General features: G+C 67.4%; 23 protein-coding genes. 10 read left to right on the forward strand and 13 right to left on the reverse strand.

Annotated features, from left to right (window positions below; genetic code table 11):
* Positions 1-13: 13 nt before the first annotated feature.
* The 3 genes from KDW55_RS06325 to KDW55_RS06335 all read right to left on the reverse strand — a co-directional run bounded on the left by KDW55_RS06325 (position 14) and on the right by KDW55_RS06335 (position 2,566).
* On the reverse strand, positions 14-1,210 hold the full coding sequence (locus KDW55_RS06325) for a phosphoglycerate kinase (RefSeq protein ID WP_040141765.1): 1,197 nt from the start codon (positions 1,208-1,210) through the stop codon (positions 14-16).
* 280 nt (positions 1,211-1,490) lie between these two features.
* A complete protein-coding gene (locus KDW55_RS06330; RefSeq protein WP_040141768.1) occupies positions 1,491-1,814 on the reverse strand; it encodes an AzlD domain-containing protein in 324 nt (107 codons plus the stop codon).
* Positions 1,811-2,566, reverse strand: coding sequence for an AzlC family ABC transporter permease (locus KDW55_RS06335; protein WP_040141770.1), 756 nt, complete (start codon positions 2,564-2,566; stop codon positions 1,811-1,813). Before KDW55_RS06335 ends, KDW55_RS06330 begins: the two co-directional genes overlap by 4 nt.
* A gap of 207 nt (positions 2,567-2,773) precedes the next feature.
* Between KDW55_RS06335 and KDW55_RS06340 the strand changes: the two genes are divergently transcribed.
* From KDW55_RS06340 to KDW55_RS06365, 6 genes are all read left to right on the forward strand, one after another.
* Positions 2,774-3,697, forward strand: coding sequence for a branched-chain amino acid transaminase (locus tag KDW55_RS06340; RefSeq protein WP_212161780.1), 924 nt, complete (start codon positions 2,774-2,776; stop codon positions 3,695-3,697).
* Positions 3,698-3,747: 50 nt separating this feature from the next.
* Positions 3,748-3,942 (forward strand): zinc-finger domain-containing protein, encoded by a 195-nt coding sequence (locus tag KDW55_RS06345; RefSeq protein WP_006749970.1) that lies wholly within the window; start codon positions 3,748-3,750, stop codon positions 3,940-3,942.
* A 138-nt stretch (positions 3,943-4,080) separates the two neighbouring features.
* Positions 4,081-5,118, forward strand: coding sequence for a lipopolysaccharide heptosyltransferase II (waaF, locus tag KDW55_RS06350; RefSeq protein ID WP_040141774.1), 1,038 nt, complete (start codon positions 4,081-4,083; stop codon positions 5,116-5,118).
* Between the two features lie 115 nt (positions 5,119-5,233).
* A complete protein-coding gene (locus KDW55_RS06355; protein ID WP_040141776.1) occupies positions 5,234-5,680 on the forward strand; it encodes a nuclear transport factor 2 family protein in 447 nt (148 codons plus the stop codon).
* Positions 5,681-5,713: 33 nt separating this feature from the next.
* Positions 5,714-6,751, forward strand: coding sequence for a hydrolase (locus tag KDW55_RS06360; protein WP_040141778.1), 1,038 nt, complete (start codon positions 5,714-5,716; stop codon positions 6,749-6,751).
* Positions 6,744-7,352, forward strand: coding sequence for a DUF2946 family protein (locus tag KDW55_RS06365; protein ID WP_069241716.1), 609 nt, complete (start codon positions 6,744-6,746; stop codon positions 7,350-7,352). Before KDW55_RS06360 ends, KDW55_RS06365 begins: the two co-directional genes overlap by 8 nt.
* Positions 7,353-7,383: 31 nt before the next feature.
* Here KDW55_RS06365 and KDW55_RS06370 read toward each other — a convergent pair whose 3' ends face one another.
* Complete coding sequence (locus KDW55_RS06370) at positions 7,384-9,084, reverse strand: M48 family metalloprotease (RefSeq protein ID WP_212197894.1); 1,701 nt, start codon at positions 9,082-9,084, stop codon at positions 7,384-7,386.
* A gap of 240 nt (positions 9,085-9,324) precedes the next feature.
* Here KDW55_RS06370 and moaC point away from each other — a divergent pair, with 240 nt between their 5' ends.
* The gene (moaC, locus tag KDW55_RS06375) at positions 9,325-9,813 is read left to right on the forward strand and encodes a cyclic pyranopterin monophosphate synthase MoaC (RefSeq protein WP_040141784.1); all 489 of its coding nucleotides are present in this window, start codon (positions 9,325-9,327) and stop codon (positions 9,811-9,813) included.
* Positions 9,814-9,971: 158 nt separating this feature from the next.
* On the opposite strand, the gene KDW55_RS06380 is transcribed toward moaC, so the two are convergent.
* The 9 genes from KDW55_RS06380 to recA all read right to left on the reverse strand — a co-directional run bounded on the left by KDW55_RS06380 (position 9,972) and on the right by recA (position 19,126).
* The gene (locus KDW55_RS06380) at positions 9,972-10,322 is read right to left on the reverse strand and encodes a TonB family protein (RefSeq protein ID WP_040141786.1); all 351 of its coding nucleotides are present in this window, start codon (positions 10,320-10,322) and stop codon (positions 9,972-9,974) included.
* Positions 10,323-10,730: 408 nt separating this feature from the next.
* Positions 10,731-12,509, reverse strand: a complete 1,779-nt coding sequence (locus KDW55_RS06385) for a Wzy polymerase domain-containing protein (RefSeq protein ID WP_059548620.1) — start codon at positions 12,507-12,509, stop codon at positions 10,731-10,733.
* A 165-nt stretch (positions 12,510-12,674) separates the two neighbouring features.
* Complete coding sequence (locus tag KDW55_RS06390; RefSeq protein ID WP_040141790.1) at positions 12,675-13,271, reverse strand: pilin; 597 nt, start codon at positions 13,269-13,271, stop codon at positions 12,675-12,677.
* Between the two features lie 97 nt (positions 13,272-13,368).
* Complete coding sequence (locus KDW55_RS06395) at positions 13,369-14,073, reverse strand: TerC family protein (protein WP_212197895.1); 705 nt, start codon at positions 14,071-14,073, stop codon at positions 13,369-13,371.
* Positions 14,074-14,229: 156 nt separating this feature from the next.
* The gene (gene sucD, locus KDW55_RS06400; RefSeq protein ID WP_010090788.1) at positions 14,230-15,111 is read right to left on the reverse strand and encodes a succinate--CoA ligase subunit alpha; all 882 of its coding nucleotides are present in this window, start codon (positions 15,109-15,111) and stop codon (positions 14,230-14,232) included.
* A gap of 67 nt (positions 15,112-15,178) precedes the next feature.
* Entirely contained in the window at positions 15,179-16,345 is a 1,167-nt protein-coding gene (gene sucC / locus KDW55_RS06405; RefSeq protein WP_040141794.1) for an ADP-forming succinate--CoA ligase subunit beta, read from the reverse strand.
* A gap of 68 nt (positions 16,346-16,413) precedes the next feature.
* The gene (locus KDW55_RS06410) at positions 16,414-17,022 is read right to left on the reverse strand and encodes a DUF2889 domain-containing protein (RefSeq protein ID WP_040141796.1); all 609 of its coding nucleotides are present in this window, start codon (positions 17,020-17,022) and stop codon (positions 16,414-16,416) included.
* A 146-nt stretch (positions 17,023-17,168) separates the two neighbouring features.
* Positions 17,169-18,056 (reverse strand): recombination regulator RecX, encoded by an 888-nt coding sequence (recX, locus tag KDW55_RS06415; protein ID WP_069241720.1) that lies wholly within the window; start codon positions 18,054-18,056, stop codon positions 17,169-17,171.
* Positions 18,056-19,126 carry a recombinase RecA gene (recA, locus tag KDW55_RS06420; protein WP_040141800.1) on the reverse strand — a complete coding sequence of 357 codons (1,071 nt, stop codon included), beginning with the start codon at positions 19,124-19,126 and terminating at the stop codon, positions 18,056-18,058. The genes recX and recA overlap by 1 nt, the downstream gene beginning before the upstream one ends.
* A gap of 189 nt (positions 19,127-19,315) precedes the next feature.
* Between recA and KDW55_RS06425 the strand changes: the two genes are divergently transcribed.
* The 3 genes from KDW55_RS06425 to KDW55_RS06435 all read left to right on the forward strand — a co-directional run bounded on the left by KDW55_RS06425 (position 19,316) and on the right by KDW55_RS06435 (position 23,510).
* On the forward strand, positions 19,316-20,044 hold the full coding sequence (locus KDW55_RS06425; protein WP_069241721.1) for a response regulator transcription factor: 729 nt from the start codon (positions 19,316-19,318) through the stop codon (positions 20,042-20,044).
* Between the two features lie 18 nt (positions 20,045-20,062).
* Entirely contained in the window at positions 20,063-21,616 is a 1,554-nt protein-coding gene (locus KDW55_RS06430) for a sensor histidine kinase (RefSeq protein WP_069241722.1), read from the forward strand.
* A 235-nt stretch (positions 21,617-21,851) separates the two neighbouring features.
* Positions 21,852-23,510, forward strand: coding sequence for an MFS transporter (locus KDW55_RS06435; RefSeq protein WP_040141804.1), 1,659 nt, complete (start codon positions 21,852-21,854; stop codon positions 23,508-23,510).
* Positions 23,511-23,594 lie beyond the last annotated feature (84 nt).

Here is a 23,594-nt window from a genome sequence, read left to right on the forward strand (position 1 = left end):
CGCGCCGCCACGCTCAGGCCGCCCGCGTTTCGAGCACTTCCACCGCCGGCAGCTTCTTCCCTTCGAGGAACTCGAGGAAGGCGCCGCCGCCCGTCGAGATGTAGCTGACCTGGTCGTGGATGCCGTACTTCGCGATGGCCGCAAGCGTGTCGCCGCCGCCCGCGATCGAGAACGCGGACGATTTCGCGATCGCTTCGGCGAGCGTCTTGGTGCCGTTGCCGAACTGGTCGAACTCGAATACGCCGACCGGGCCGTTCCACACGATCGTGCCGGCCTTCTCGAGCTGGCTCGCGAGTGCGCGCGCCGTATCCGGGCCGATGTCGAGGATCATGTCGTCCGCTTCGATGTCGGCGACCTGCTTCACCGTGGCCGCGGCCGTCGGCGAGAATTCCTTCGCGGTGACCACGTCGGTCGGGATCGGCACCGACGCGCCGCGCTCGCGCGCTTCGTCGATGATCGCCTTCGCCTCGGCGACGAGATCGGCTTCCGCGAGCGACTTGCCGATCGACAGGCCGGCCGCCAGCATGAACGTGTTCGCGATGCCGCCCCCGACGATCAGCTGATCGACCTTGCCGGCGAGCGACTTCAGGATCGTCAGCTTGGTCGACACCTTCGAACCGGCGACGATCGCGACGAGCGGACGCGCCGGGTTGCCGAGCGCCTTGCCGAGCGCGTCGAGTTCCGCAGCAAGCAGCGGGCCCGCGCATGCGACGGGCGCGTACTTCGCGATCCCGTGGGTGGTCGCTTCAGCACGGTGCGCGGTGCCGAACGCGTCGTTCACGTATACGTCGCAGAGCTTCGCCATCTTCTGCGCGAGCTCGTCGGAATTCTTCTTCTCGCCCTTGTTCACGCGGCAGTTCTCGAGCAGCACGACCTGGCCCGGCGCGACGTTCACACCGTTCTCGACCCAGTTCGCGACGAGCGGCACGTCGCGGCCGAGCAGTTCGCCGAGGCGCTTCGCGACCGGCGCGAGCGAGTCTTCCGGCTTGAATTCGCCTTCGGTCGGACGGCCGAGGTGCGACGTGACCATCACGGCCGCGCCGGCGTCGAGCGCGGCCTTGATGGCCGGCACGGACGCGCGCACCCGCGTGTCTTCGGTGATGTTGCCGTGATCGTCCTGCGGGACGTTCAGGTCGGCGCGGATGAACACCCGCTTGCCGGCGAGCTGGCCGGCGGCGATCAGGTCGGTAAGACGCTTGACTTGGCTCATGTTGAACAGATTGAAGTAGTGGATGGGGAAAGGGGGTTCACGCTGGACGTGCGCGGGCTGCCGCGAAAGGGCGCCGGATGCGGCCGTGGCTGGCGGTTCGCATGACGCGCACGGGTAAAAATCTCGAACGGGCATTCTAGCCGATCCATCCGGCAGACTGACCCGTGCGGCGGCGAATTCCGCCTATTTGGGATCGCGTGTGTGCGCCGACCGGTTGCTGCACCGCAGCAGCACACGCCGCTGAACGCGCACGCGTACGGGCGGCAGCAACGACCGCCGGTCAGGAGGCCAGGCGCAAGACGGTAAAGACGACCATGCCGATCACGATCGTGCCCAGCATGCTGCGTCGCCACAGATACCAGCCCAGGCCCGCGAGCGCCGCGTAGAACGGATGGTTGGACAGCGCGAACGACAGCCCGGCCGGCGTTTCGAGCACGTCCGGCAGCACGACCGCAACGAGCGCGGCAGCCGGCGCATAGCGCAGCGCGCGTTGCGCACGCTCGGGCAGCACCGTGCGTTCGCCGCCGAGCAGGAACAGCGCCCGCGTGACGGCCGTGACGATCGTCATCCCGGCGATGACGATCCAGATGTCGGTCGCGCTCAATCGATTTCCTTTTCGTGCACGGTTTCGGTCCTGATGCGCCGCCAGTCGGCACGTTCGACGAAAAAGTCGGCGGTGCAGCCGGCCGCGAGCGCGGCGAGCACCGCGATCGGCAGCGCGAGCCGGTAAGGCAGGTCGAATGCGATCAGCGACACGATGCCCGCGACCGCCACGGCCGCGAGCGTCGAGCGGTTCGCGACCGCCGACACCATGATCGGGATCAGCGCGAGCGTGCCGGCCAGCTCCAGCCCCCAGCGCGCGGGAAAAACGCTCGCGAGCAGGATGCCGGCGAGCGACGACACCTGCCAGGACGCCCAGCTCGCGAGCGCCATCCCCCAGAAGTACGCCTCCTTGCCCGGCACGTGCCCGTATGCGAAGCCCTGCTTCTGGAACAGCAGGTAGATCACGTCGCCGTTGAAATAGCCGATCGCGAGGCGCCGCCACAGCGGGAGGTAGGAAAAATGGGGGGCAAGCCCGGCACTGAAGATCACGAAGCGCAGGTTGACCATCGCGGCCGTGAGCAGGATCGTCCAGACCGGCAGCTTCGCGACGAGGAGCGGCAGCACCGCAAGCTGCGACGAGCCCGCGTAGACGAAGATCGACATCGCGCTCGCCTGCCCGAGGGTCATCACTGACTTGCTCATCGCGATGCCGGTGACGAGGCCCCAGGACAGGATCGCCATCAGCGTGGGCGAATAGTCGCGGGCGCCCTGGAGCAGCGCGAAGCGGTCGGTGGCGGACAATCGAGCGAGCATGGGAGAGCGGGCCGCAGCGGGCGGTTCGTCCGGGCGCCGGCGTCTCCTGCCGGCAAGGCCCGTCGTTATTGGAATCGGTACCGGCCGATTATAGCCCCGGGCCTGTGCCGACCGACCGGATCGACGCCAAATGACGCTAAAATAAGCGTCTTTCCGGCTCAACGCTGCACAGAACCCGCAGCACCTCACCGCTTCCAGGAGAATCCTATGTCAATGGCCGACCGCGACGGCAAGATCTGGATGGACGGCAAGCTGATCGACTGGCGCGACGCCAAGATCCACGTCCTGACCCATACGCTGCACTACGGCATGGGCGTCTTCGAGGGCGTGCGCGCGTACAAGACGGCCGACGGCAGCACCGCGATCTTCCGCCTGCCGGAGCACACCAAACGTCTGCTGAATTCGGCGAAGATCTTCCAGATGGACGTGCCGTTCGACCGCGAAACGCTCGCAGCCGCTCAGCTCGAAGTCGTGCGCGAGAACAAGCTCGAGTCCTGCTACCTGCGCCCGATCATCTGGGTCGGCTCGGAAAAACTCGGGGTGTCGGCGAAGGGCAACACGATCCACGTCGCGATCGCCGCGTGGCCGTGGGGCGCGTACCTCGGCGAGGACGGCCTCGCGAAGGGCATCCGCGTGAAGACGTCGTCGTTCACGCGCCACCACGTGAACGTGTCGATGGTGCGGGCGAAGGCGTCGGGCTGGTACGTGAACTCGATCCTCGCGAACCAGGAAGCAACCGCCGACGGCTACGACGAAGCGCTGCTGCTCGACGTCGACGGCTATGTGTCGGAAGGCTCCGGCGAGAACTTCTTCCTCGTGAACAACGGCAAGCTGTACACGCCCGATCTGTCGTCGTGCCTCGACGGCATCACGCGCGACACCGTCATTACGCTCGCGAAAGACGCCGGCATCGAGGTGATCGAGAAGCGCATCACGCGCGACGAGGTCTACACGGCCGACGAAGCGTTCTTCACGGGCACGGCCGCCGAGGTCACGCCGATCCGCGAGCTCGACAACCGCACGATCGGCAGCGGCGCGCGCGGCCCGGTCACGGAAAAGCTCCAGTCGGCGTTTTTCGATATCGTGTCGGGCAAGAACGCGAAGTACGCGCACTGGCTGACCAAGGTCTGAGCGCGCCGCGCGACCGACCGCCCCACAAAAGAGTGATAAGAGAAAGTCTCATGAGTGAAATCAAGGAAATGCCGCTGGTCGAACTGACGGCCAAGGATCTTCCCGCCTACTGCCCGAATCCGGCCATGGCGCGCTGGAGCGCGCACCCGCGCGTGTTCATCGACGTCTCGCACGGCGAGGCGCGCTGCCCGTACTGCGGCACGCGCTACAAGCTGCGCGACGGCGAGGTGGTCAAGGGCCACTGAGCCCGGATCCGGGCCTGCGGGCCCGCCGCACGCGAGGCGGCGCAGCCGGAGGCCCGGCGCGCCGCCCTTTTCCTGTTCTGACAACCCGAACGCGGCGCCTGCGCGCCGCGCTTCATTACGACATCGGAAGTCGACCTGATGCGTCGAGCGCTGGTTATCGCACCGAACTGGATCGGTGACGCATTGATGGCGCAGCCGCTTTTTGCGCTGCTGAAGAAGCTCCATCCCCGCATCGCGATCGATGCCGTCGCACCCACGTGGGTCGCGCCGGTGCTCGAGCGGATGCCCGAGATCCACGATGTCTACGCGACCGACCTCGCGCACGGCAAGCTGCAACTGCTGCGCCGCTGGCAGCTCGCGAGCGACCTGCGCGACGTCGGCTACGACGCGGCGTACGTGCTGCCGAATTCGCTGAAGTCCGCGGTCATCCCGTGGCTCGCGAACATCCCGCTGCGGATCGGCTACACCGGCGAGCACCGCTACGGGCTGCTCAACGTGCGCCACGCGAACCCCGACAAGTCGGCCGAGCGGCCGCCGATGACGACGCACTACGCGGCGCTCGCGTACGCGCCGGGTGCGAAGCTGCCCGAGTCGATGAAGACGCTGCCGGCGCCGCGCCTCGACGCGGACCTGAACGAGACGGCGCGCGTGTCCGCGCGTTTCAATCTCGATACGAGAAAGCCGCTCGTCGTATTCTGCCCCGGCGCGGAATACGGCCCGGCCAAACGCTGGCCGCCCGAGCATTTCGCGACGCTCGCGACAATCGTTCACCAGTCGTTCCCGTACACGCAGATCATCGCGCTCGGCTCGCAGAAGGACGCGGCCGCCGCGCAGGCGATCGCCGACCATGCGCCGAACGTGCGCAACCTGTGCGGGCAGACGTCGCTGTCCGAAGCATGTGCGCTGATCGCGCGCGCGAACGCGGTCGTGACCAACGATTCGGGGCTGATGCATGTGGCCGCCGCGCTGCGCCGGCCGCTCGTCGCGCTGTACGGCTCGACGGATCCGCGCCACACCCCTCCGCTGTCGGAGCTGGCGAAGGTACAATGGTTGCATCTCGAATGCAGTCCCTGCTTCGAACGCGAGTGCCCGCTCGGCCATCTGAACTGCCTGCGCGAACTCGGGCCCGAGCAGGTATTCGGCGATTTGCGCGGCATGCTCGTCGGGCAGCGCTGACCCTGGCCGGCGGCGTCGCACGATGCGCCGGGCAATCCGATTCACCGGTGTACGGCGGCCCCACCCGGGCCGCCGTGCTGAATACGGCGCGCGACGCGCGCGAGAGACAACCCCGATGCCACGCTTTGCCCGCCTTTTCGAAGCCGCTGCCGATACGCTGAACGCCTACTACCAGGCCGTCGCCGATGCCAATCTCGACGCGCTGCTGGGGTTGTGGATCGACGAGGACTTCGCCAGCTGCGTGTGGGCCGACGGCGAGCATCTGCACGGCCTCGACCAGATCCGCAGCGGGCTCGGCAATCGCCTCGCGACGCGCCCGGTGACGATCGAACCGCTCGACATCCGCGTATACGATAGCCTCGGCACCGTCGTGTACACGATCGCCGAAGCGCATCAGCAGGCCGACCTGACGGCCGAACCCGACATGGTTTTCGCTACGTACGTGATGATCCACGAGCGCGGCGAGTGGCGGATCGCGCACATCCACGCGAGTCCGATTCCCGAACAGGCGGCCGGACAATTCGCCGCGAAGATCCGTCACGGGCAGGGTCCGCTGCACTGACGAAGAACGAAGCAACGCATTAGCGGGGCGATCATGAGTACGGCTTCTCCGCCCACCTCGCCGCTGAGCGGGGCCCCGGCCCCCGACGACGATTCATTGCGCTATCGCGCACCGCGCTGGCTGCCGAACAGCCATGTGCAAACCATCGTGCCCGCGCTGTTCGCGCGACGACCGACCGTCGCGTACCGACGAGAGCGATGGGAAACCCCCGACCACGACTTCATCGATCTCGACTGGGTCGCGCATCTCGACAGCGCAGCGCCGCCGCCCGACGCGCCGTTGTTCGTGCTGTTCCACGGACTCGAAGGCAGCTCCGCGTCGCACTATGCGCTCGCGATGATGTCGGCCGCGCGCACGAAGGGCTGGCATGCGGTTGTCCCGCACTTTCGCAGTTGCAGCGGCGAGCTCAATCGGCAGCCGCGTTTCTACCATCTCGCCGACAGTGCCGAGGTCGACTGGATCCTTCGCCGGCTCGCCGCACAGCATCGCGGGCCGATCGTCGCGGCCGGCGTCTCGCTCGGCGGCAACGTGCTGCTGCGCTGGCTCGGCGAGCACCGCAGCGACACGTCGATCGTGCACGCCGCCGCCGCGATCTCGACGCCGATCGACGTGCATGCCGGCGGCCGCGCACTGTCGCAGGGCTTTGCGATGGTGTACACGCGCAGCTTCCTGAAGACGCTGAAACGCAAGGGGCTCGCGAAGCTCGAGCAGTACCCGGGGCTGTTCGACCGCGACGCGATGCTGCGGGCCGTGACGATGCGCGACTTCGACGAAGTCGTAACCGCACCGCTGCACGGCTTCGCGAACGCCGACGATTACTGGACCCAGGCGACGACGCGCCCGTTGCTGCGTGCAATCGACGTGCCCACGCTGATCCTCAACGCCCGCAACGATCCGTTTTTGCCCGAATCGGCGCTGCCGAGCGCCGCCGACGTGTCACCGGCCGTCGAACTGGATCAGCCCGCCCATGGCGGCCACGCGGGATTCATGACCGGTCCGTTCCCGGGCCGCCTCGACTGGCTGTCGGCGCGGGTGTTCGGCTACTGCTCGAAATTCGTCGACCATGGATGACATCGTCAGGCAGGCCATCGCCAAGTGGCCGAACGTTCCGCACTGCACCGGGTGGCTGCTGCTCGACCGGCGCGGCGAATGGCGGCTGCGCGACGACGCCGCGCAGGCCGCCGGCGAACTCGGCTCGCCGATCCGGCATGCGGCTCTGAACGCGTTCATCGCACGCAACTACGAGTGCGATGCGCAGGGCCAGTGGTTCTTCCAGAACGGCCCGCAGCGCGTGTACGTCGAACTCGCGTATACGCCATGGATCGTGCGCCTGGCCGAGCATGACGGGCAGCTCGCGTTGACGGACCAAACCGGCGCGCCGTTCGAACCGGAAGCTGCGTGGCTCGACGACGCGGGCGGCGTGCTGTTTCGCGCGGCCGGCACACCGCCGCGCATCGCCGCGCTGCACGACCACGACCTCGGCCTGTTCGCCGATCACGCGGACTTCGACGCGACACCGCCGGTGCTGCGCTGGCGCGACGGGCACGCGCTGCCGCTCGGTACCGTCGCGTGTGCCGACGTGCCCGCAACCTTCGGCTTCGTCGCGAGCCCCGCGCGCCGCGCGCATTGCGATCGCGATGCGTCGGCCGACGGCAGCAGCGGCGAATGCTGAACGCACAACTGCCGCCATCGCCTGACGGCCGTCATCCGCGGCCGTTCTTCTCGTCCTCGCGCTCTTCCTTGTAGCGCGCCTCGAATTCCAGCAGCCGGGCGCCGATGATCGACTGGTCGTAGAACGACACGTCCTTCGCGTCACGCGCCTCCTTCAGCTGACGGATCGCCGAAGGCCATGCGCCGTCGAGCGCGAGCTTTTCCGCGAGCGCGCGCCGCCGCGCCAGCACGTCGCCCCGGCCATCGCTGGCCTTCGCGAAGTAGTCCCACCAGTCCGGCTGCTCCGGGTCCGCCTTCGCCTGCGTGCGTGCGAGCGCCTGCGCTTCGGCGAAGCGGCGCGCCGCAAGCAGCGCCTGCAGATGCGCGACGATTGCCGCGTGCGACGCCGGCCATCGTTGCTGCGCGAGCGCCGCGAGCCGCACCGCGCTGTCGGTCCGGCCGGCACGGCGGGCGATGTCCGCGGCCAGCACGTCGAGGCTCGGCGAACTCGTGGCCGGCTCGTCGGCGTGCCGCTCGCGTGCGTCGAAAGCCGCGCGTGCCGCCGCGAGCGCTTTGTCCGCCGCGTCGAACTGGCCGAGCAGCATGTTCGCGAGTGCGATTCCGTAGTCGTTCGCGGCAACGTTTGGCGCGGTGCGATCGTCGATCTCGAGCTGCATCCGGCGCGCTTCGGCCGCGATGTCGTTCGGCGCGCGGTTCTGCAGGATGCGCAGCCGCGCGCGCACGAACCCGTATTCGGCAGACTGGCGCGGCTGCCGGTAAGGCGCACGGCGCGCGCGGTCTTCCATGTCGGCGATCCGTTCGCCCGTGAGCGGGTGCGTGCGCGCGTAGGCCGGCACGCCGGCGTCGCCCATCGATGCGCGTTCGAGCCGTTCGAAGAAGCCCGGCATTCCGTACGGGTCGTAACCGGCGCCAGCAAGCAGCTGGAACCCGACGCGATCGGCCTCGCGCTCGGCCGACCGCGAAAAGCGCAGCTGGTTGTCGACCGCGTATGCCTGGCCGCCCATCGCGATCGCGCTGCCCAGATCGCCGCTGCGCGCGAGCACGCCGGCGAGCACGCCGAGCAGCATCGTCGCGAGCGCGGTGTAGCCCGTCTTTTCGTTCGCGCCGATCATCCGCGCGATGTGCCGCTGCAGCACGTGCCCCATCTCGTGGCCGACCACCGATGCAAGTTCCGATTCCGTCTGCGTCGTGACGACCAGCCCGCTGTTGATTCCGATGAAGCCGCCCGGCATCGAGAATGCATTGATCTGCGGATCGCGTACCGGGAACAGATCGAAGGCGGGCGCGTAGCCGCCGATGTAGCGCGCCGCCGCCGCGGCCGCGAGCCGCGCCGCCATCGCGTTCAGATAGTCGCGCACCAGCCAGTCGTCGAGGTAGTCGGGGTCGCGCCGCACCTCGCGCATCACGCGCTCGCCGAGGCGGCGCTCTGCCTGCGGCGTGAGCGAACCGCCGGAGCCGTCCCCGAGATCGGGCAGCTCCAGCGCGCGCAGCGGGGCGCGCAGGCTAGCGACCGGTGCGGATGCGCCGTCGGCGCCCGCGCCCGAAAAGCGGCTTTCCGCGCCGCCGTAAGTGCCGAATACGCCGGTCGCGATGCCGGCCGGCACCGTCGAAAGAGGCGGCGAAGCGCCGTCCGCCGGCTCGAGCGGCAGCGCGGACGCACGCTGCGCATAGCCGGTCGGCGGCACCGCGAGCGCCGCCGACAACAGCACGGCAAGCAACTGTTTGACACGCATGGCAGGTTGAAAGCGACGCCGTCCGCGCGCCGGGCGCGTATCGCGGCGTTTGGTCTGAGGATCCCGGTCATTGTACCGGCGCGATCGCGGCTGTTCCGCGCGCCGGATGCGCGATCTGCACGTCCGGCGCCGCGCGGCCCGCTGCTATGATAGGCGCCCGTTGAAACGTTGCGGATGTTTGCGGCCCGGCGCGGGATGCGGCGGATCGCCCGGCCGCGAAACCCGAGATCGGAGCAAGACATGTCAGGACTGACGCATTTCGACGCCGCCGGCCACGCACACATGGTCGACGTCGGCGGCAAGCAGGAAACCCAACGCATCGCGATCGCGCGCGGCACGATCCGGATGCTGCCCGCGACGTTCGCGCTGATCCGCGACGGCAAGGCGAAAAAAGGCGACGTGCTCGGCGTCGCGCGCATTGCCGCCATTCAAGGCGCGAAGCGCACCGCCGACCTCATTCCGCTGTGTCACCCGCTCGCGCTGACGCGCGTGGCCGTCGACTTCGAGCTCGACGACGCGTTGCCGGGCGTGCACTGCGTCGCGCAGGTCGAGACGTTCGGACGAACCGGCGTCGAGATGGAAGCGCTGACGGCCGTGCAGGTCGGGCTGCTGACCGTGTACGACATGTGCAAGGCGGTCGATCGCGGGATGGTGATCACCGACGTGAGCGTCAGGGAGAAGCGCGGCGGGAAGTCGGGGGACTGGAAGGCGGAGGATGCGGCGGGCTGAGCGGCTCCAGAGCGTCGCGTGTCGCGGCGCGGATCTGATGCCGCGGCACCAGGCGTCGCCCGCGTAATGAAGCGGTATTGCGATCGCGCCCGGCGGGTAATCACGACAAGCGGCCTGGGCGTCGCGTCACGGCACGAACACGCGCACCGGCCGCGCCGTCATTCCGCGCGCCGCGGTTCGAATACGAACGGTTGCGTGAGCAGGAACGGATTCGCGGTCGCGCCGGTTTGCGCGCACGTCGCATGCGTCATCGCGTCGACGGCGGCGCGATCCGCCGCCGCATTGCGGCTGCTCGTCGTCACGGTTACGTTCTGCGCTTCGCCGGAAGTCGTCATCAGCGCGCGCACGAGTACGGTGACCGGACGCGTGAGCGGTTTCGCGCTCTCCGGATAGACTGCACGCGGAATGTGGCAGGTCAGCCTGCTTTCCTGCGAAGACGACAGCATCGCGCAGCCGGAAAACAGCACGGCGACGGCAGGCAGGATCACGAATGTGGAGCGAAGGACCATGGTCGAATGTCGTTCTTGAGTACTGTTCCCGGCGAGCCTGCGGCGGCGGACGTGAGTAGCCGCACCGCATGTGTCGCCCCGCGCCGCGGCCATCGGACCGGCGCTCCGTTACGGCCGCGCGGCCGCCGAGTGCATCGGCCGCGATCCTGCTTCACGAATTCCCGGCTCTGCGGGCCGCGTTCGCTTGGGCGCGTGCACCGGCCCGGTATGCGAACGCTTTCGCGCATTGTGCACGCGCCGCGGCTGCCGCGGCGGCGATTTGACAATGATTGACGCGCATCGCGCCAGGTTCCGCGACTACCCGTTCTCGACGGGAAACAATCGCCGCCTGGCCAAGGGTGGCCACCGCTCCCCCGCTTTGCCCCGCCCCAACGCGCGCCGGGATTCCCCGCCCGGCGATGCGCGGGATTACTCGGAATCGTCTTCCGAGTCGTCGTCGTCCGCATCGGCCGGGACTTCGCCGTATTTCGCGACGACGGCCGCCTTGAACGACTTCAGCGCCGGCTGCTGGTCGCACAGCTTGTACAGCGACGCGAGCTGCTGCGGCCAGTCCTTCAACTCCTTCGCGAACACGTGCAGCCGCGCGACCGTATCGAGCGCGTCGGCTTCGCGGCCGGCCAGCGCCTGCAGCGCCGCATAGCGGCGCAGCACCGTTTCGCCGGGCAGCAGCGCGATCGCGCGCTCGTGCGCGGCGAGCTTCAGCGGCAGGTTGTCCGGCGAAATGGTCAGCAGTGTCGCCGCGCCGTAGTCGCCCCATGCGCCGAACAGCAACGACGGCGCGTCGCGGTACTGCGCGGCCGGATCGCTGCCGTAATACAGCACTTCCGCGCGCTGGTAGTCGCGCAGCACCGGCACCGCCGCCAGCACGCCGCCGACCGACAGCACCGCGAACAGCGCGAACGCCGCGCGGCCCGGCAGGATGCGCAGCGGCTTCACGTCGAGCAGGCCGATCACGAACATCGCCGGCAGCAGGAAGAACATGTACTGCTGCGGGTATTCGACGAGCGCATGCATCAGCAGGATGCCGATCAGCGCGAAGCCGAACACGCGCGTGCTCGACTGCGGCGCGCGCACCGCGCGCACGAACCACGCGACGAGCGCGACGACCAGCACGCCGAGGCCGGCGATGCCGGACTTCGCGAGCAAGTCGATGAAGATATCGTGCGAGTTGTTCGCGATCTCGACCCCGCCAAGCGTGCGCGCGAGCGCGAACTGATGCGACGGGAATTCGCCCCAGCCGACGCCGAGCAGCGGATGCTCGCGGAACATCGCGAGCCCGTACTTCCACAACGCGAGGCGCGGCGCGATCTGGCCGGCGTCGCGCATGCGTTCGGCCGCCGACTCGGCGAGCCCGAGATGAAAATGCACGTTGGCCCAGCGCACCGCGACGTTCACCGCGACGAACACCACGGCGAGCACAACGGGCATCAACCATGCGCGGCGATTGCCCGGCGCGCGGCGCGACTCGACCCATGCCATCCAGAAGCCCGCAACCACCATCACCGCGACCTGCAGCCACGGGCCGCGCGACACCGTCAGCGCGAGGCCGGCCGACAGCACGATCGACAGCGCGAGCCATACCCATGCCGCGAGGCGACGCGTCTGCACCAGATACAGTGCGCCCGCGAGCGCGAACGCGATGTAGCTCGCCAGGTGGTTCGCCTGCGCCATGTTGCCGTACGGACGGCGATCGACGGCGATGTTGTACACGACGACGAACGGCGACACCGCAGACTCGAGATGAAACAGCTGGACGACCTGGCTCGCGACCGCAAATACCCCGCCGATGAGCAGCGCGCCAGCCATCATGCGCGCGGCGGCTTCGGCGAGCCCTTCGCGCGCCAGCGTATAGCCGGCCTGCATCGCAACCAGCGCGGCGGCCAGATAGCCGACCGCCAGCCAGTTCATCGACGGAACCTTCAGCGGCATCAGCGCAACCTGCGCGATCAACACCGCGGCGAACCCGAGCGGCGCGACGAACGCGGCCGGTGCGGCGAACGGCTGCGTCGGGCGGCCGGTGCGCGCGAGCAGCACGACGGAGAGCCCCAACAGCAAGTACAGCACCAGCGCGGCAAATTCGGAATAGAAGGTCGGGATCGGATACGTGTGATTCGTGATCGCGTACGGCACGATCAGGGCGACAGCCAGCGCAACGAGCGGCAACGAGCGGGAAAAAGTAGAAGGCATGAGCGAACCGGATGTCAGCAACCGGCGCACTATACAAAACTTTCCCCGGTCTGTGCGGCCGCCGTCGTGCCGCCCTGCGATGCCGCAGCACCGGTGCGGCCGGCTCCGACGCGGCCTGAGCCGCCCCGTGCCCACAGCCCGGCACGGGCCTGCACGCCTGCGACGCTACGCGCGGCATTCCGCCGGCGCATACTTGCCGGGCAACGTCGCGGCCTCCGTCGGCAACGGACCGGCTCCAGGCGCCGGCAGCGACGACGCCGTCTTGCCGGAAGCAAAGCATTCCCATGCGATCGCGCCGGCCTGCATCGAGCCCTTCTTGAGCGGTACGCGCGCGGTCGGCGTGTCGGCCTTGTCCGGTGCGGACGGCACCAGGACGAGCGTATTCGCGCCCGCCGCGGCGACGCGCGCGGTGAACGTCACCGTGATCTGGCCCGTGTCGCCGTCGATCGCGACCGATTCGACGTTGCGGGTGCCGGCGGGCGGACTGTAGCCGCCATCGAGCGCAGCGCCGCTCGCAGCGTTGTCGGCGACCGCGAGCCGCGCGGACGATGCGAGCGCGAGGCCCTCGCCCACGCGCGACCGCGCGAGGTAGTCCTGGTATGCGGGAATCGCGTACGCGGCGATCACGCCGACGATCGCGAGGACGATCATCAGCTCGATCAGCGTGAAGCCAGCCGGCCGCCAGCGCGGCGCCGGCCGGCGCGCGCGCCGCAGGTCGGCGGCGATGCGGCGGAACAGGGAAACGGAAAAGGCTTCAAACATGACTGGCTCCGGAAACGAAAAACGCCTGCCGAACAAGGCAGGCGTTTCGATCGTAGCCAGCGGGCCGCGAACCCGGCAGTCGGCCGGACGGCCAATGTCACTGCGCGTGCGAGACCGCGCGGCGGCGGCGCAACGCATAGCCGGCCGCGACGACGAACAGCGCGCCGGCGATGCTCGCGCCGTAGACCGCGGCCGGTGTATCGAGCACCGGCCAGCGATCGCCGACCGGGTCGTGCACCATCAGCCCGCCCGCGATCCATCCGAGCAGCCCCGCGCCGAGCGCGACGACGATCGGGAACTGGTCGAGCAGCTTCAGCACCAGCGTGCTGCCCCACACGATGATCGGCACGCTCACGACGAGCCCGAAGATCACGAGCGCCAGCCGGTGCGACGGATCCGCCTGCTCGGCCGCGCCGGCGATCGCGATCACGTTGTCGAGGCTCATCACCGCGTCGGCGATCACGATCGTCTTCACGGCATCCCACAGCCGGTCGGCCGGCTTCACGTTGTCATGCGCGTCGGCGTCCGGCGCCATCAGCTTGATGCCGATCCACAGCAGCAACAGGCCGCCGCCGAACTTCAGGAACGGCACGTCGAGCAGCACGACCGCGAACGCGATCAGCGCGACCCGCAACAGGATCGCGCCGGCAGTGCCCCACACGACGCCGCGCAACCGCTGGTTGGCCGGCAGGTTGCGGCACGCGAGCGCGATCACGACCGCGTTGTCGCCGCCGAGCAGGATGTCGATGATGACGATCTGGAACACGGCGCCCCAGTGCAGCGACGTCAGGAATTCAAGCATGAGTGGTATCGGATGGAGGAACGGCGGTCGGGCACGCGGCCCGCTTCGTCGCCGGCCAATGCGTCGCGCATGGCCGGGGCTTACAAATTCATTGCGCGAGCATAACAAAAAACGCCGGCAGAGCCGGCGTTTTTTGCAGGACGAATCCGTTGGAAATTACAGCGCCTTCTTCAGCAGACGGCCCATTTCCGACGGGTTGCGCGTGACGGTGATACCGCACGCTTCCATGATTTCCAGCTTCGCTTCGGCCGTATCGGCACCGCCCGAGATCAGCGCGCCGGCGTGGCCCATGCGCTTGCCCGGAGGCGCCGTGACGCCAGCGATGAAGCCGACGACCGGCTTCTTCATGTTGTCCTTGATCCACTGAGCGGCGTTGGCTTCGTCCGGACCGCCGATTTCGCCGATCATCACGACAGCATCCGTGTCCGGATCGTCGTTGAACATCTTCATCACGTCGATGTGCTTCAGACCGTTGATCGGGTCGCCGCCGATACCGACTGCCGACGACTGGCCGAGGCCGAGCGCCGTCAGCTGAGCAACCGCTTCGTACGTCAGCGTGCCCGAACGCGACACGACGCCGATGCGGCCCTTGCGGTGGATGTGACCCGGCATGATCCCGATCTTCAGTTCGTCCGGCGTGATCGTGCCCGGGCAGTTCGGCCCGAGCAGCAGCGTCTTGCGGCCTTCGCGACGCATGCGGTCCTTCACTTCGATCATGTCACGGACGGGAATGCCTTCCGTGATGCAGATCGCGAGGTCGAGGTCGGCTTCGACCGCTTCCCAGATCGCAGCCGCTGCACCTGCCGGCGGCACGTAGATGACCGACACGGTCGCGCCGGTTTCGGCCTTCGCTTCCTTGACGCTCGCGTAGATCGGAATGCCTTCGAAATCTTCGCCGGCCTTCTTCGGGTTCACGCCCGCGACGAATGCTTCGCGGCCGTTTGCGTATTCACGGCAGGCACGCGTATGGAACTGACCGGTTTTGCCGGTAATGCCCTGCGTGATGACCTTCGTGTCCTTGTTGATCAGAATCGACATGTATTTTGACCTCTGTTCGATTGGCGTCGCGTGCAAGCCGCGCCGCCATGCGTATTCATTAGCGCGCTTACTTGCCTGCTGCAGCCGCGACGACCTTCTGCGCTGCTTCTTCCATGCTGTCCGCCGAGATGATGGGCAGGCCGGAATCGGCCAGCATCTTCTTGCCGAGGTCCTCGTTCGTGCCCTTCATGCGGACGACGAGCGGCACGTTCAGGTTCACGGCCTTCGAACCGGCGATCACGCCTTCAGCGATCACGTCGCAGCGCATGATGCCGCCGAAGATGTTCACGAGAATCGCCTTCAGGCCCGGGTTCTTCAGCATCAGCTTGAACGCTTCGGTGACCTTCTCGGTCGTCGCACCACCGCCGACGTCCAGGAAGTTCGCCGGCTCGCCGCCGAACAGCTTGATGGTGTCCATCGTCGCCATCGCAAGGCCTGCGCCGTTCACGAGACAGCCGATGTTGCCGTCGAGCGAGATGTATGCGAGGTCGAACTTCGACGCTTCGATTTCAGCCGGATCTTCTTCGTCCAGATCGCGGTACGCGACGATTTCCGGGTGGCGGAACAGCGCGTTCGAGTCGAAGTTGAACTTCGCGTCGAGTGCGACAACCTTGCCGTCGCCGGAGACGTTCAGCGGGTTGATCTCGGCCAGCGATGCGTCGGTTTCCCAGAATGCCTTGTACAGGCCTTGCAGGATCGCGCGCGCTTGCGGAATCGAAGCGGCCGGCACGCCGATCTTCGCGGCGAGCTCGTCTGCCTGGGCGTCGAGCAGGCCCGTCGACGGCTCGACGATGACCTTGTGGATCAGTTCCGGGTGCTTTTCGGCGACTTCTTCGATGTCCATGCCGCCTTCGCTCGAACCCATCAGCACGATCTTTTGCGACACGCGATCGACGACGAGGCTGACATACAGTTCCTGCTTGATGTCGGCGCCTTCTTCGATCATCAGACGGTTGACCTTCTGGCCTTCCGGACCGGTCTGGTGCGTGACGAGCTGCATGCCGAGGATCTGGCTCGCGTATTCGCGCACCTGCTCGATCGACTTCGCCACCTTCACGCCGCCGCCCTTGCCACGGCCACCCGCGTGAATCTGAGCCTTCACGACCCAAACCGGGCCGCCGAGCTCTTCTGCCACCTTGACGGCCTCGTCCACCGAGAACGCCGGCTTGCCGCGCGGTACCGCGACTCCGAATTTCCGCAGGATTTCCTTACCCTGGTACTCGTGAATCTTCATGCGTGATTCCCTTCAGTCTGAGAGTTGGATGAAATGTCGCTTAAGACGCTTCTTCGAATGATTTCCGTTCATTCCTTCGTGCTGCCTTCACCGGGCAGATCCGGCCGGAGCGGGCCATACCACCGCGGGTAGTACTGCCGCACGACCTCGCCGTCGAACCGCAGCGCCCGGCAACGGCCGAGCTGGAAAGGCGGTTCGGCGTGCACGCCGTCATGGTCCGGCCCTTCGCCGCCCTCCTCGCGCACATTCCAAACATCACCGGCGAACGCCTGGATCGCCGCGGTCGGCAGCACGGCGCACAGCTCGGTGAGATGGGAACAGCCCGCGACGCCGGCGAGCAGCCGGTTCGCGTTGCGGCGGAAATTGCGGAAGAGATTGAGCCCGATGAGGGCCCGATAGGCAGGAGAGGCGGATTGACAGTGACCGGGATACGGAACCCATTCCGACGACGCTTCGGCGTCGACGACATTGAGGTCACGATCGATAGTCACGCGCAGCCAGAGTTCGTGGATCGGCAGGCCCTGCGGCCGGATGCCCGACGCAAGCGCGACATCGCGCGGCTTGTGGTCGGTCAGGCAGGCTTCGATGTCCCACAAGCCGTCGCCGCGCTCGTAGGCTTCCGCTCGGATTGCGCGTCGATGTCGCAACTGACGGGGCACGGGCTCGGATAGCGGCATGCTGGAGGTTGAGGCCGAAGAGGAAAACCCGTGGATTTTAGCATATTGGGTATTTGCGGCATTCGGCCCCGACGGCGGGTATTCCCGCCTGTCCGGAAACGGTTGCATTGCAGCAAAATCGCGCGCGGCGCGCGTGCCCGGGCCGGTCAGTCGTCGAGCGGAAAATCGTCGCCGACCTTCAGCAACTTCACGATGGTGGCGCTCGAGAAACCGCGCGCGGCAAGAAAGCGCGCCTGCTTCGCGCGCTCGGCCGGCGTTTGCGGCAGCGCACCGAATTTCTTGCGCCAGACAGCCTGCGCGCGCGTGAACTCCGTCTCGCGCAATTGTGCGTTCACTTCGTCGACGAGACTGTCGCCGACCGCATGGCGCTTCAGTTCGCTGACGATCCGCGCGACGCCGACGCGCGATGCGCGGCGATGCACGAGACTTTCGGCAAAGCGTGCGTCGGACAGCCAGCCTTCCTGCTCCAGCGCATCGAGCACCGGTTCGACGGATTCGTCCTCGCCGACGTAAGGCGCGAGCTTGCGCGCGAGCTCCGCGCGGCTGTATTCACGCCGGGACAGATAGCCGAGCGCGCGCCCCTTCAGGGAACGCGGCGGCTTCGACGATTTGCGCCCCGCGGCACCGGACTCGTCGCTGGAAGCGGCGCCGGCAGCGCTGCCTGACGCACGGCGAGTGCGCCGCGGATGCTGGCTGCTGCGCGTATAAACATCTTCGGTGGGGGGCGCGGCCTTATCGTCCACAGCGGCCGCAGCGCCCGTGCGCTCGCCGGGGAAGCTGACGCCGGACACGCGCCGGCGCGACCTGTCGTGCGCATCGAACGATTCGTCGTCGTCGAACGGATCGACCGGTGCAGTGATCTCAAACGAAACGAGGGCATCGTCGGATGCCCTCGTCGCGGTGCGGTGCGCGGCATGACTGTCCGCGCGCCGCCGGTCGGCACCCGAGGATGCGGCTCGTCGGCCCGAGCGATCTGCCGTTTCAGGCGCGTCGCTCGACTCCGATTCGCCAGCCGGACCTCGGCGCCCGACCATCACTCTTCTTCGTCCATCGCCTCGGCTTCGTCGACTACGCCATCGGGCATCGCTGCGACGCCGAGCGACTCGCGAATGCGGTTTTCGATCTCGAGCGCAATTTCCGGATTCTCGCGCAGGAATTCACGCGCGTTGTCCTTGCCCTGACCGATCTTCTCGCCGTTGTAGCTGTACCAGGCGCCGGCCTTGTCGACGATCTTCGCCTGCACGCCGAGGTCGATGATCTCGCCCTGACGCGAAATGCCTTCGCCGTACAGGATGTCGAAGATCGCTTCGCGGAACGGCGGCGACACCTTGTTCTTCACGACCTTCACGCGGGTTTCGTTGCCGATCACCTCGTCGTTCTTCTTGATCGAGCCGATCCGGCGAATATCCAGACGCACCGACGAATAGAACTTGAGCGCGTTGCCGCCCGTCGTGGTTTCCGGGTTGCCGAACATCACGCCGATCTTCATCCGGATCTGGTTGATGAAGATTACGAGGCAGTTCGTGCGCTTGATCGTGCCCGTCAGCTTGCGCAGCGCCTGCGACATCAGGCGAGCCTGCAGGCCCGGCAGCGAGTCGCCCATTTCGCCTTCGATTTCGGCCTTCGGCACGAGCGCGGCGACCGAGTCGATGACGATCATGTCGATCGAACCCGAGCGCACCAGCGCGTCGGTGATTTCGAGCGCCTGCTCGCCGGTGTCCGGCTGCGAGATCAGCAACTCCGGCACGTTCACGCCGAGCTTCGCCGCATATTGCACGTCGAGCGCGTGCTCGGCGTCGATGAATGCCGCGGTGCCGCCCAGCTTCTGCAGCTCTGCAATCACCTGCAGCGTGAGCGTCGTTTTACCGGACGATTCCGGACCGTAGATCTCGACCACCCGGCCGCGCGGCAGGCCGCCGACGCCGAGCGCGATATCGAGGCCCAGCGAGCCCGTGGAGACGACCTGGATGTCTTCCTTCGCTTCGCCGTCGCCCATCCGCATGATCGACCCTTTGCCGAACTGCTTCTCGATCTGCGCGAGTGCGGCCGCCAGCGCCTTGCTCTTCTCGGCGGTCATCCCGGAGCCCTTCTTGCTATCTTCCATGAATCGTCCTTTGCTATGATGAGCAGCGTCTGTTAGAGGCGCGCCCGCTTTCAAGCGCCGCCCACGAATGCAGACACTGTATAAAAAAACAGTGTTTTATGCAAGCCCGCAATGCAGGCTGCGTTGTACACGGATAACTTCGGAGACAACCGCGCCGGCGCGCGCGCCCGCCGGCCATCGGTCAGCAACATGCGAATCCTCATCGCCGAAGACGACAGCATACTCGCGGACGGCCTCACCCGGTCACTCCGCCAATCGGGCTATGCGGTCGACCACGTGAAGAGCGGCGTCGAGGCCGACACCGCGCTGTCGATGCAGACCTTCGACCTGCTGATCCTCGATCTCGGGCTGCCCAAGATGTCCGGGCTCGACGTGCTCAAGCGCCTGCGCGCACGCAATTCCAATCTTCCCGTGCTGATCCTGACCGCCGCCGACAGCGTCGACGAGCGCGTGAAGGGACTCGACCTCGGCGCGGACGACTACATGGCCAAGCCGTTCGCGCTCAACGAGCTCGAGGCGCGCGTGCGCGCGCTGACGCGGCGCGGCGCAGGCGGCGGCCCGACCGTCGTGCGGCATGGCTCGCTCGCGTTCGACCAGGTCGGCCGCATCGCGTATGCGAACGAGCGCGTGCTCGATCTGTCCGCGCGCGAACTCGGACTGCTCGAAGTGCTGTTGCAGCGCATCGGCCGGCTCGTGTCGAAGGAGCAACTCGTCGACCACCTGTGCGAATGGGGCGAGGAAGTCAGCAACAACGCGATCGAAGTGTACGTACACCGGCTGCGCAAGAAGATCGAGCCGAGCGGCGTGCGGATTTCCACCGTGCGCGGGCTCGGCTACTGCCTGGAAAAAGTCGCACCCGCGGCGCCGGCCGACCCGGCCACGGCCCCGCCCGCGGCAGCCGGCACGCCGCTGCGCTGACCCCGGCCGTTGCCCGCGATGGCCACGCCGGCCCATTCCCGCCATCCGACCGGCGAGCAGCCGTCCGCCGCCGACGTCGCGCGCGACGCGCGTTACGCGAACCCGTTCGCGCCGCCCGACGAAATCGAAGCGCCCGAGGCAACCCGCCCGCGCTCGCTGTTCGGTGAGATCCTCGACTGGATGCTGGCGCCTCTGCTGCTGCTGTGGCCCATGAGCATCGCCGTCACGTATCTGGTCGCGAAGACGATCGCGAACGGCCCGTTCGACCGCGCGCTGGAAACCAACGCGTACGTGCTCGCGCGGCAGATTCATCCCGTCAACGGCGTCGCCGAACTGACGCTGCCGCAGCAGACGCGCGACTTTCTGCGCGCGGACAACGTCGACAGCGTTTATTTCCAGGTGCTCGGCACGCGCGGCGAACTGGTCGCAGGCGAGGCCGACATGCCGCTGCCGCGCGACGAGGATCGCCCGCCGCCGGGCGTCGTCGTGTTTCGCGACGATCTGCTGCGCGGCAATGACGTGCGCGTCGCGTATACGACCGTCGAGCTGCCGCAGTCGAACGGTGCGCAGCCAGTGCTCGTGCAGGTCGGCGAGACGCTCGACAAGCGCAACGCGCTCGCGAACGACATCATCAAGGGCGTGATCCTGCCGCAGTTCGTGATCCTGCCGCTCGCGATCCTGCTCGTCTGGTTCGGCTTGTCGCGCGGGCTTGCGCCGCTCAATGCGCTGCAGGCGCACATCCGCGCGCGGCGGCCCGACGACCTGTCGCCCGTCGAGGCGCAGCGCGCGCCGCCCGAGATCGAGCCGCTCGTCACGTCGTTCAACGATTTGCTCGCGCGTCTCGAGCAGAACATGGCGCTGCAGAAGCGCTTCATCGCGGATGCCGCGCACCAGATGAAGACGCCGCTCGCGGGGCTGCGCACGCAGGCCGAGTTCGCGCTGCGCCACCCCGTGCCTCCCGACGTGCAGCGCTCGCTGGAGCAGATCGCGACCAGTTCCGAGCAGGCCGCGCGGCTCGTCACGCAACTGCTCGCGCTCGCACGCGCCGAGAACCGCGCGAGCGGGCTCACGTTCGAGCCGGTCGAGATCGGTTCGCTCGCGCGGCGCACCGTGCGCGACTGGGTGCAGGCCGCGCTCGCGAAACGCATGGACCTCGGTTACGAGGGCCCGGACGACGACGCGCCGCTCGACGTCGACGGCAACCCGGTGATGCTGCGCGAGATGCTCGGCAACCTCGTCGACAATGCGATCCGCTACACGCCCGAAGGCGGCCGCATCACGGTGCGCGTGCGGGCCGAGCCGGCGGCGCGGCGCGTGCATCTCGAAGTCGAGGACACCGGGCCTGGCATCCCGGCTGCCGAGCGAGACCGCGTGGTCGAACGCTTCTACCGGATCCTCGGCCGCGAAGGCGACGGCAGCGGCCTCGGGCTCGCGATCGTGCGCGAGATCGCCGCACAGCACGGCGGCACGCTGACGCTCGACGATCATGTGTACCAGCACGCCCCGCGCCTCGCCGGCACGCTCGTGCGCATCAGCCTGCCGTTATCGGAAGCCGCTGCGGATCGATCGTGATCCACCGGCTACCATCTCGCGGGACCGGACGCGTCGCGAACGCGTCGGAACGCACGCTTTGCCGCCCGTTTGCGGCATGATCGGCGCGTAAAGCGGCCGATTCTTCGCGGGTTAACGCGCAGTCGTTTTGTCCGCGCGAGTCAGTGCGCCGTAAGTTTCCGTGCCAATAATCGTTGACAGGCCCGCCCACCCAAGGCGGCCGCATATCTATTATCAAGGGACTTGGAGACGATTCATGGCAACGTTAGGCGGGCAAATTTCGCACTCGCCGATGACGGGCGAAGAGAAGAAGGTGATCTTCGCGTCGTCGCTCGGCACCGTGTTCGAGTGGTACGACTTTTACCTGGCCGGCTCGCTCGCGGCCTACATCAGCAAGAGCTTCTTCTCCGGGGTCAATCCGACCGCCGCCTTCATCTTCACGCTGCTCGGCTTCGCGGCCGGCTTCGCCGTACGTCCGTTCGGTGCGATCGTATTCGGCCGGCTCGGCGACCTCGTCGGCCGAAAGCACACGTTTCTCGTGACGATCGTCATCATGGGCATCTCGACGTTCGTGGTCGGCTTTCTGCCCGGTTACGCGTCGATCGGCATCGCCGCACCGGTGATCTTCATCGCGATGCGGCTGCTGCAGGGTCTTGCGCTCGGCGGCGAGTACGGCGGCGCGGCGACCTACGTCGCGGAGCACGCACCGGCCAACCGGCGCGGCTTCTACACCGCGTGGATCCAGACGACCGCGACGCTCGGCCTGTTCCTGTCGCTGCTCGTGATCCTCGGCGTGCGCACGTTCGTCGGCGAAGAGGCGTTCGGCAGCTGGGGCTGGCGCGTGCCGTTCGTCGCATCGATCCTGCTGCTCGCAGTGTCGGTGTGGATCCGGATGCAGCTGAACGAATCGCCGGTGTTCCTGCGCATCAAGGCCGAGGGCAAGACGTCGAAGGCACCGCTGACCGAAGCGTTCGGCCAGTGGAAGAACCTGAAGATCGTGATCCTCGCGCTGGTCGGCCTGACCGCCGGCCAGGCCGTCGTGTGGTACACGGGCCAGTTCTACGCGCTGTTCTTCCTCACGCAGACGCTGAAGGTCGATGGTGCGAGCGCGAACATCCTGATCGCGATCGCGCTGCTGATCGGCACACCGTTCTTCCTGTTCTTCGGCTCGCTGTCGGACAAGATCGGCCGCAAGCCGATCATCCTGGCCGGCTGCCTGATCGCTGCGCTCACGTACTTCCCGCTGTTCAAGGCGCTCACGCACTACGCGAACCCGCAGCTCGAACTCGCGACGCAGAAGGCGCCGATCTCGGTCGTCGCCGATCCGGCCACCTGTTCGTTCCAGTTCAATCCGGTCGGCACGTCGAAGTTCACCAACTCGTGCGACATCGCGAAGAGCGCGCTGGCGAAGGCAGGCCTGAACTACGAGAACGTCGCGGCGCCGGCCGGCGCGACCGCCGAGATCAAGGTGGGCGACACGGTGATTCCCGGCTATGACGGCAAGGCGGCCGATGCGAAGGCGCAGGGTGCGGCGTTCGACAAGACGCTGGCGTCGACGCTGAAGGCGGCAGGCTACCCGGCCAAGGCGGATCCGGCGCAGCTCAACTGGCCGATGACGATCGTGATCCTGACGATCCTCGTGATCTACGTGACGATGGTCTACGGTCCGATCGCCGCGATGCTGGTCGAGATGTTCCCGACGCGGATCCGCTACACGTCGATGTCGCTGCCTTACCACATTGGCAACGGGTGGTTCGGCGGCTTCCTGCCGGCGACCGCGTTCGCGATCGTCGCCGCCAAGGGCGACATCTACTCGGGCCTTTGGTATCCGATCGTGATCGCGCTGGCCACGTTCGTGATCGGTCTGCTGTTCGTCAAGGAGACGAAGGACTCCAACATCTACGCGCAGGATTGAGATCGTTGAGATTGGCTAGCGGGCGCCTCCCACCCGCTAGCCTGCCCCGAACGGGCCGCCGGCAACTTTTTTCGGGAAAGATCG

It is taken from the genome of Burkholderia sp. AU19243, from assembly GCF_018148075.1.
GTDB classification, from domain to species: domain Bacteria; phylum Pseudomonadota; class Gammaproteobacteria; order Burkholderiales; family Burkholderiaceae; genus Burkholderia; species Burkholderia latens_A.